The sequence below is a fragment of the Nocardioides sp. genome, from assembly GCF_036401255.1.
GTDB lineage: Bacteria > Actinomycetota > Actinomycetes > Propionibacteriales > Nocardioidaceae > Nocardioides.
In genome coordinates this window covers 1-8790 of the sequence record NZ_DASWVI010000230.1, presented here as the reverse complement: position 1 = coordinate 8790, position 8790 = coordinate 1, and the positions used below count along the sequence as shown (strand labels likewise).

Annotated in this window: 8 protein-coding genes; 4 read left to right on the top strand and 4 right to left on the bottom strand. The window is 72.5% G+C overall.

Going from position 1 to position 8790, the window contains the following annotated elements:
• Nucleotides 1-219: 219 nt before the first annotated feature.
• The 4 genes from VGD85_RS10630 (at nucleotide 220) to VGD85_RS10615 (ending at nucleotide 4769) form a co-directional block, all read left to right on the top strand.
• Nucleotides 220-816: a nucleotidyltransferase family protein gene (locus VGD85_RS10630; RefSeq protein WP_331063411.1), complete on the top strand. Its 597-nt coding sequence runs from the start codon at nucleotides 220-222 to the stop codon at nucleotides 814-816.
• 31 nt (nucleotides 817-847) lie between these two features.
• Entirely contained in the window at nucleotides 848-2302 is a 1455-nt protein-coding gene (locus VGD85_RS10625) for an APC family permease (RefSeq protein WP_331063410.1), read from the top strand.
• A gap of 63 nt (nucleotides 2303-2365) precedes the next feature.
• On the top strand, nucleotides 2366-3715 hold the full coding sequence (locus VGD85_RS10620) for a class II 3-deoxy-7-phosphoheptulonate synthase (RefSeq protein WP_331063409.1): 1350 nt from the start codon (nucleotides 2366-2368) through the stop codon (nucleotides 3713-3715).
• 46 nt (nucleotides 3716-3761) lie between these two features.
• Nucleotides 3762-4769: a threonine aldolase family protein gene (locus tag VGD85_RS10615; protein WP_331063408.1), complete on the top strand. Its 1008-nt coding sequence runs from the start codon at nucleotides 3762-3764 to the stop codon at nucleotides 4767-4769.
• Here VGD85_RS10615 and VGD85_RS10610 read toward each other — a convergent pair.
• From VGD85_RS10610 to VGD85_RS10595, 4 genes are all read right to left on the bottom strand, one after another.
• Complete coding sequence (locus VGD85_RS10610) at nucleotides 4749-5765, bottom strand: zinc ribbon domain-containing protein (RefSeq protein ID WP_331063407.1); 1017 nt, start codon at nucleotides 5763-5765, stop codon at nucleotides 4749-4751. The genes VGD85_RS10615 and VGD85_RS10610 overlap by 21 nt on opposite strands.
• A 264-nt stretch (nucleotides 5766-6029) precedes the next feature.
• Nucleotides 6030-6914: a DMT family transporter gene (locus VGD85_RS10605; protein WP_331063406.1), complete on the bottom strand. Its 885-nt coding sequence runs from the start codon at nucleotides 6912-6914 to the stop codon at nucleotides 6030-6032.
• Nucleotides 6911-7807: a deoxyribonuclease IV gene (locus tag VGD85_RS10600; protein WP_331063405.1), complete on the bottom strand. Its 897-nt coding sequence runs from the start codon at nucleotides 7805-7807 to the stop codon at nucleotides 6911-6913. The genes VGD85_RS10605 and VGD85_RS10600 overlap by 4 nt, the downstream gene beginning before the upstream one ends.
• A gap of 32 nt (nucleotides 7808-7839) precedes the next feature.
• Nucleotides 7840-8790: Stk1 family PASTA domain-containing Ser/Thr kinase (locus tag VGD85_RS10595; RefSeq protein WP_331063404.1), on the bottom strand; the 951-nt coding region annotated here is incomplete at its 5' end.

The following is an 8790-nucleotide window of genomic DNA, read 5'->3' as shown; positions in this document are numbered from 1 at the left end:
GGCGAGGACGTCGGCGTCGAGCTCGCGGACCGCCGCCGCGAGCGCCGCGGGGTCGACGTGGTCGTCGGCCGGAGCCCGACCGTTGAGGATGTTGAACGTCGCAAGGCGCATCGTCAGCGGGGTACCCACCTCGCCGCCGTCATCACGCCGTCATCACGCCGTGATCACGCCCGGGCCGCCGGCGGGCATGCCCTCGAGCGTCCCGGGTAACGCACGAGCATGAGCGACGACGTCCAGGTGCGACTGCGCGAGGCACTCAAGCTGGTCGCCGTGGCCCTCAAGGAGGGCGGGGTGCCGTTCGCGCTCGCCGGTGGCTACGCCCTCTGGGCGCGCGGCGGACCCGAGCCCGACCACGACGTCGACTTCGTGGTCGCCGAGGCCGACGCGCCGCGGGCCGCCGAGCTGCTGGCCGACGAGGGGTTCGACGTCGTGCAGCCGCCGGAGGACTGGCTGTTCAAGGTGTACGTCGACCATGCCCTCGTCGACGTGCTGTTCCGCACGGCGGGGGAGCCGGTGCCGCCCGACCGGCTCGCTGCGGTCGACCAGATCGAGGTCGAGTCGGTGCGGATGCCGGTGCTGTCGACGACCGAGCTGATGGTCGACAAGCTCAACGCGCTCGAGGAGCACGCGTGCGACTTCGGCAAGGTCGTGCCGGTCGCCCGGGCGGTGCGCGAGCAGGTGGACTGGGACGAGGTCGCCGCCCGCACGGCCGACAACGACTTCGCCGCGGCGATGCTGTTCCTACTGACCCGGCTGGGGATCGTCGAGGCCGGAGCGCCGGGGGTTGGGGACCCCCGGGTCCGGGGAACGCTGTAGGTGTCCTCGACCCTCGGATCAGGAGACCATGATGGCAACGACGAGCGCCGCGACCCTCGACGTCAACGGCCCCACACCCGACCTGAAGCGGGTGATGGGTCCCCGGCTGCTGCTGCTGTTCATCGTCGGCGACATCCTCGGCGCGGGTGTCTACGCCGTCACCGGCAAGATCGCCGGACAGGTCGGCGGCATCGCCTGGGCGCCGTTCCTCGTCGCGTTCACGGTCGCGACGCTCACGGCGTTCTCCTATCTCGAGCTCGTCACGAAGTACCCGCAGGCCGCCGGTGCGGCCCTCTACACGCACAAGGCGTTCGGCCTCCACTTCGTCACGTTCCTGGTGGCCTTCACCGTGGTGTGCTCCGGCATCACGAGCGCGGCGACCTCGTCGAGCCTGCTGTCGGCGAACCTGCTCGTCGGCCTCGACGAGATCGTCCCGGGCGTGCCCACCGGGGAGACCGCCACGCTGGTCGTCGCGTTGGCCTTCATGGTGCTGCTGGCGTTGATCAACCTGCGCGGTGTCGGTGAGAGCGTGAAGTTCAACGTCGTGCTGACCATCGTCGAGATGACGGCCCTCGCGATCGTCATCGGCATCGGGTTCTGGGTGATCGGTCGCGGCGACGGCGACCTGTCCCGGGTCACCGTGTTCGAGAGCCCCGACCAGAAGGGCATGTTCGCCGCCGTCACCATCGCCACCGCGATCGCGTTCTTCTCGATGGTCGGCTTCGAGGACTCCGTCAACATGGTCGAGGAGACCAAGGACCCCGAGCGGATCTTCCCGAAGATGATGCTCACCGGCCTGGGCATCGCCGTGGTGATCTACATGCTGGTGGCGATCTCGGTGATCGCGGTCATCCCCGCCGGCGACATCGCCACGCCGCAGAACCCGGAGGCGGGCGTCCTGCTCGACGTGGTCCGCGTCGGCTCGCCGGACATCCCGATCGACAAGCTGTTCCCGTTCATGACCGTGTTCGCCGTCGCCAACACGGCGCTGATCAACATGCTGATGGCCAGTCGGCTGGTCTACGGCATGGCCCACCAGGACGTGCTGCCGCGCAGCCTGGGCCGGGTCTCGGCCGGCCGGCGCTCGCCGTACACCGCGATCGCCTTCACCACGCTCCTGGCACTCGCGCTGATCCTGGTCGTCCGCCTGCAGGCGGAGAGCAGCATCGTGGTCGCGCTCTCGGGCACGACCGCCCTGCTCCTGCTCGCGGTCTTCGCGGTCGTCAACGTGGCGTGCCTGATCCTGCGTCGCGACCCCGCCCCGAGCCGCTTCCGGGCACCGACGCTGTTCCCGGTGCTGGGGGCGGTGGCCTGCGCGTACCTGCTCGGGCCGTGGGCTCGGCTCGAGGCCGACTACATCCAGTACAAGATCGCGGCCGGGCTGCTGGGCCTCGGCGTCGCGCTGTGGGTGCTCACCTGGGCGACCAACCGCGGCGTCCGCGCCAAGCGGACCGGCTTCCGCGACATCGAGCACCTGGGGGAGTGACGCCCCGTCTCGTGTCCGGTCACCGAATCGAGGTCGACCGCGGCACCGCCGTACCCTGGAGCGGTGAGCAGCATCCCCGACCTCGCGACCCTGCACGCCCTGGGCGCGGCCCAGCAGCCGACGTACCCCGACGCTGACGCCGTCGCGGCCAACGTCGCGCGCCTGCGCCGGATGCCGCCGCTGGTGTTCGCCGGTGAGTGCGACGAGCTCAAGGAGAAGATGGCCGCGGTCAGCCGCGGCGAGGCCTTCTTGCTCCAGGGCGGCGACTGCGCGGAGACGTTCGCCGACGTGACCGCCGACAACGTGCGCAACAAGCTGCGGGTGCTGCTGCAGATGGCGGTCGTGCTGACCTACGCCGGCTCCGTGCCGGTCGTGAAGCTCGGCCGGCTGGCCGGGCAGTACGCCAAGCCCCGCTCCTCCGACATGGAGACCCGGGTCGTCGACGGCCAGAGCGTCACCCTGCCGGCCTACCGCGGCGACGCGGTCAACGGGTTCGAGTTCACGGCGGAGTCGCGCATCCCCGACCCGCGGCGGCTGCTCGACGTCTACAACGCCTCGGCGGCCACGCTCAACCTGGTGCGCGCCTTCGTCACCGGCGGGTACGCCGACCTGCGGCAGGTGCACACCTGGAACACCGACTTCGTGCGGACCTCGGTGGCGGGGCAGCGCTACGAGGCGCTGGCCGGTGAGATCGACAAGGCGCTGGGCTTCATGTCGGCCATCGGCGTCGACGCGGAGGAGCTCAAGCGGGTCGACTTCCACTCCAGCCACGAGGCGCTGCTGCTGGAGTACGAGCACGCGATGACGCGCATCGACTCGCGCACCGACCGGCCCTACAACGTCTCCGGCCACTTCGTGTGGATCGGCGAGCGCACCCGTCAGCTCGACGGCGCCCACGTCGAGTACTTCCGCCACATCGCCAACCCGATCGGCTGCAAGCTCGGCCCCACCGCCTCCGCCGACGACGCGATCGCGCTGGCCGAGCGGCTCAACCCCGACAACGAGGCGGGCCGGCTGACGTTCATCACCCGCTTCGGTGCCGGCAGGATCCGCGACGGGCTCCCGGAGCTCGTCGAGAAGGTCACCGCCGCGGGCATCAAGGTGGCGTGGGTCTGCGACCCCATGCACGGCAACACCTTCGAGTCGAGCACCGGCTACAAGACCCGGCGCTTCGACGACGTCATCGACGAGGTGCAGGGCTTCTTCGACGTCCACCGCTCCCTCGGCACCTGGCCCGGCGGCGTCCTGGTGGAGATGACCGGTGACGACGTCACCGAGTGCATCGGCGGTGGCGAGGAGATCGACGAGGCCGGCCTCGCGCACCGCTACGAGTCGGTCGTGGACCCGCGCCTGAACCGGGTGCAGTCGCTGGAGCTGGCGTTCCTGGTCGCGCAGATGCTGCGCCAGGCGTGACGGCGGGGCCCGCCGGGCCCCGGCGTCCGCCTGAGAGGATGGCCGCGTGATCGACCTGCGCTCCGACACCCTCACGAAGCCCACCGACGAGATGCGCCGCGCGATGGCGGGCGCTGAGGTCGGCGACGACGTGTACGGCGAGGACCCCACGGTCGCGCGGCTCGAGGAGCAGGTCGCCGGGATGCTCGGTCACGAGGCGGCCCTGTTCACGCCGACCGGGTCGATGGCCAACGTGCTCGCCGTACGCTCCCTGGTCGGTCCTGGGCAGGAGGTGCTCTGCGAGGCGAGCGCCCACATCGCCCGCGCCGAGCTGGGCGCGCACGGCGCCTACACCGGTCTGACCATGCGCACCTGGATCCACCCCCGCGGCCAGGTCGACCTCGACGCGATCCGCACGATCTTCGCACCCGACATGGGCCCGTTCTTCGTGCCGACCGCGGCGATCTCGGTCGAGAACACCCACAACTTCGCCGGGGGAGCGGTGCTGCCGCTCCAGGACCTGCGCGACCTGCGCGAGTACGCCACCGGCGTCGGCGTCGGCGTGCACGTCGACGGCGCCCGCATCTGGAACGCGCACGTCGCCACCGGCACCCCGCTGGCCGAGTACGGCGCGGTCGCGGACGTGATGTCCGTGTGCCTGTCCAAGGGCCTGGGGGCGCCGGTCGGGTCGCTGCTGGTCGGCGGCAGCGACACGATCGCCGAGGCCCGGGTGTGGCGCAAGCGGATGGGCGGCGGCATGCGTCAGGTGGGCATCCTCGCCGCCGCCGGGTTGCACGCCCTCGACCACCACCTCGACCGGCTGGCCGCGGACCACGACCACGCCCGGCTCCTGGCCGAGGCCTGCGGTGTCGACCCGGCCGGGGTCGACACCAACATCGTCGTGGTCCGGCGTGCGGACGCGGCGGGGTTCGTCGCGGCGGCCCGCGCCGAGGGCGTGCTGGTGTCCGCCGTCGGCCCGACCGCGGTCCGGCTGGTCACCCACCTCGACGTCGGCCGCCAGGACGCCGAGCGGGCGGCCGCGGTGCTGGCTCGGCTAGCCGCGGCCCACCAGTGACACGTCGCTGATCGCGGTGTAGTCGCGCGCCGCTCGGCCGGACCCGGGGGCGGAGACCGACACGAGGCGGAGCGTGATCGTCGTCGTGACGGTGTCGACGTCGACGGACTGGACCGCGGTGGTGTCCTCGAGGTCCTGGCTGATCGTGGTGCCGTCGTCGAAGACCCATTCGACGGCGGTGACCCGACGGTTGCCGTGGTACCAGTCGAGCTTGCGGCCCTGGGCGTCCCGCGCGACCTTGGCGTAGCCGTTGATCAGGCCCACCTGCTGGAGCCGGGACTCCTGGGCGAGCGTGATGACGATCTCCTGGCCGGTGCCGTCGCCGGGCATCCGCCAGGTGGTCTCGGGCACGCCGTCGAGCAGGTTGTCGCCCTCGTAGTCCACCGGGTTGCCCGAGACGTCCTGGCCGGGCGGGGCGGTGCGGGGCACGTCGACGCTCGCGCCGTCCAGCACGCCGCCCGGGACCGCACCGCCGGCATCGGCGGACCCGGTCGATCCGTCCTCGGCGCCGGGACCGGACGAGCCGGTCGACGCACGCTGCTGGTCGGCGGGACGACCCGGGTCGCCGTCGCTGACCAGCCAGAGGCCGAGCCCCGCGACCGCCACCAGGGCGAGGACGACCAGGGCCCACAGGCCCCAGGCGGGGCGGGACTCCCGGTGGGTCGTGGGCTCGACGACGGGGAGGGTCGCTGTCGGTGGCTCGGCGCCGGCAGCCCCATGGACCACGTCGGCACCGGCGGGCGCCTCGTCGGCGTACAACGGGAAGCGCGGCGGGGGCGGGGTCAGCGGCGGCGGTGGCGGCACGGACGGTGGCGGCCCGGACGGTGGCGGCCCGGACGGTGGCGGCACCGACGGCTGGGGGACCGCCGGGCGTTCCGCGGTGTCCGTGCGCCAGTCGTCCTCGGGGCGCTCGACGGGCCGCTCGACGGGGTGGCCGCAGTTCGTGCAGAAGCGGCCGACCCCCAGCTCGTGACCGCAGCTCACGCAGAACCTCATGTGACTCCTCGCGGGCCGGCGTCGATCTGCGCGCTCGGCCCGGCGGACACACTAGTGGGCGGCGTCGTGCCGCGCAGCGATCACCCCGGTTCGGCTGGCGGTCCGAGGGTGCCCGTACGATCGCCCGCCGCTGCGCTGCGGGGGAGTGCACCTGACACCCTCGGACGGCCACAGGCTAGGACCGGTGCCCCGGGCCGCGTCGCCGAATGAGTGGTACTAGGACCAATGGGCAACGCGGGCTCGGACGTGGGTCCCGGGCCGCTCCTACACGGCGATGTGCGGCACCTCGCCCTCGACCTTGCGGCGCGGGGCCAGCTCGACGGTCAGCATCGCGGCCAGCACCATCAACCCGCCCACGACCATCCGCAGGGTGACCGACTCGCCGCCGAGGAGCACGGCGAAGAACGCCGCGAACACCGGCTCCATGCTCATCACGATCGCGGTCCTCGTCGCGGACAGGTGTGCCTGGGCCCAGGTCTGACCCAGCAGGGCCAGCGCGGCAGGGAAGACCGCCATGTAGACGACCGAGAGCCAGTCGCGGCCGTTGTCCGGCAGCACGATGCCGTGCGGCGCGCTGGCCACCAGGCAGATCACCGCGACCATCACCACCTGGAGGATCGACATCCCCAGTGCGTCCCGGGCGTTGGACCACGCACCCAGCCCCACGATGTGCAGCGCGTAGAGCATGGCCGCCACGAGCGTCAGCGCCTCGCCGTACCCGACCGAGAAGCCCTGCAGGGTCAGCACCGCGAGGCCGGCGGCGGCCATCAGCACGGCGAGCCAGGTGAGCCTCGTGATCCGGTTGCCGAGCAGCACGGCGGCGAACAGCGGCGTGGCCACGACGTACATGCCGGTGATGAAGCCCGACACGCTGGCCGGCGTGTGCGCGAGGCCGGCGGTCTGCAGGATCTGCGCGACGCCGTACAGCCCACCGAGCACCATCGCCTGGCGCCGGGCCGCGGGGGAGAGGCGGGCCACCGCGCGCGGCGCGATCGCGAGCAGCAGCGCGCCCGCGATCGAGAACCGCACGGCGAGGAAGTCCAGCGTCGGGACCCGGTCCAGCAGGTCGTGGATCAAGAAGAAGGTCGAGCCCCAGCACGCGGTGATGCCGAGCAGGGCCGCGGTGGCGAGCAGCGTGGTGCGCCTCATCCGCGCAGCTTCTTGAGCAGGGGGATGTCGCGGTTGTCGACGTCGCGGGAGTCCGGGGTCTCCAGGATGAACGGCACGCCCTCGGTCGCGGGGTGCGCGAACAGCTCGGTGAACGCCGCCTCGCCGATGTGGCCCGCGCCGATGCGCTGGTGTCGGTCCTTGAAGGCGCCCCGCACGTCCATGGAGTCGTTGGCGTGCACCAGCCGCAGCCGTCCGGGGCCGCCGATCTCGACGACCCGGTCGACGGTGGCGGTGGTGCCGCCCGGCTCGTCCAGCGGCGCGCCGGCGGCGAAGACATGGCAGGTGTCCAGGCAGATCCCGGCCTTCGGGTGGTGGTCGAGCGCGTCGAGGTACGCCGCGAGGTCCTCCACGCCGGCGCACAGCGAGCGGCCCTGCCCGGCGGTCGGCTCGAGCAGCAGCCACGGCGCGTCGTCGCCCGCGCCGCCGGAGGACAGGGCGTCGAGCAGGGGGAGCAGGCCCTCGCGGACCTGCCGCATCGCGCGGGCGTGCCGGGCGATGCTGTCGCCCTCGCCCGGGTCGACGTAGGACCCGGTGTGCACGACGACGCCCTCGGCGCCGATCTGGGCGGCCCGCTTGAGGTTGTGCGCCACCGACGCTACCGAGCGCTCGTACGTCGCGGGCGTCGGTGACCCGAGGTTCACGAGGTACGGCGCGTGGATGAACACCCGGGTGCCGCGCTCGGCCATCAGGTCGCGGAACCGGGCGTCCTCGGCCGGCTTGCCGTCGCTGAGCGCCCACCCTCGCGGGTTGCCGGTGAAGACCTGGAACGTCTCGCACCCCACCAGGTCGGCGTTGGCGACCGCCCCGTCGACCAGGCCCTTGCCGACCAGCACGTGGGTCCCGATCGGGTTGCGGAGGGCAGGATCGAGCACCCGCACAACCTAGACGAACGTGGGGCTCTGCCTCAGATGAGGGTCAGGGTGATCGTGGACCCGTACGGCACCATCTCGCCGCCGCCGGGGTCTTGCGAGAACACGTAGCCCAGCCCGAGGTAGCCAGAGGCCTTGTCGGTGGCCACCTTGAAGCCGAGGGCCTCCAGCGTCGCCTTCGCCGCGTCGACCCCCTGGGCGCGCACGGACGGCACCTCGACCAGGTGCGGGCCCCTGGAGACCACGAACGACACGCCGTCGCCGCGGTGCAGGGTGGTGCCGGCGCCGGGATCCATCGAGATCACGTCACCGGCGGCGATGTCGTCGTTGTACTCCTCGCTGGCGACGGTGGCGTCGAGTCCCTTGTCCTCGGCCCAGGCGATCGCGGCGTCGGCGTCCTTGCCGACCCAGTCCTTGAGCTTCACCGGCTTGGGTCCCTTGCTGACCACCAGGTCGACGGCCGTGTCCGGGCGCAGGGTCGTGCCGGCCTTGGGCGAGCTCGCGATCACCACGCCCCGGGGCACGGTGTCCGACCAGGTCTCGGTCGTGGTGCCGTAGGCCAGGTGGGCCCCGGTGAGCGCGTCCTGGGCCTGGTCGACGCTCATCCCCTTGAGCTTGGGGACGTCGTAGCGCTCCTTGCCGAGCGAGAGCGTCACGGTCACGGTGCCGCCGTCGAGGACCTTGGCGCCCGGCTCGGGGTCGGTCGCGACGACGTCGCCGGCCGGCACGGTCTCGGAGTAGGCCTTCTCGCCCCACTCGACCTCCAGCCCGGCCTCGTCGAGTCGCTGCGCGGCGGCCGCGCGGCTCAGGCCGAGCACGCCCGGGGTGGAGGTGTAGCGCCCGTCGAGGAACCACCAGGCGCCGACACCGGTGCCGGCCACCAGCAGCACCGCGATCAGCAGGACCGCGAGGCCTCGGCGTGAGCGGCGCGGCCGGGCCGGTGCCGGCGTACGCCGGGCCGGTGGGGGTGCTGCTCCGGGCGGCCC

Excerpts from the sequence above, each read along its gene's own strand:
- VGD85_RS10610 (WP_331063407.1), bottom strand. The coding sequence starts at position 5,765 with ATGAGGTTCTGCGTGAGCTGCGGTCACGAGCTGGGGGTCGGCCGCTTC.
- VGD85_RS10605 (WP_331063406.1), bottom strand. The coding sequence starts at position 6,914 with ATGAGGCGCACCACGCTGCTCGCCACCGCGGCCCTGCTCGGCATCACC.
- VGD85_RS10630 (WP_331063411.1), top strand. The coding sequence starts at position 220 with ATGAGCGACGACGTCCAGGTGCGACTGCGCGAGGCACTCAAGCTGGTC.
- VGD85_RS10625 (WP_331063410.1), top strand. The coding sequence starts at position 848 with ATGGCAACGACGAGCGCCGCGACCCTCGACGTCAACGGCCCCACACCC.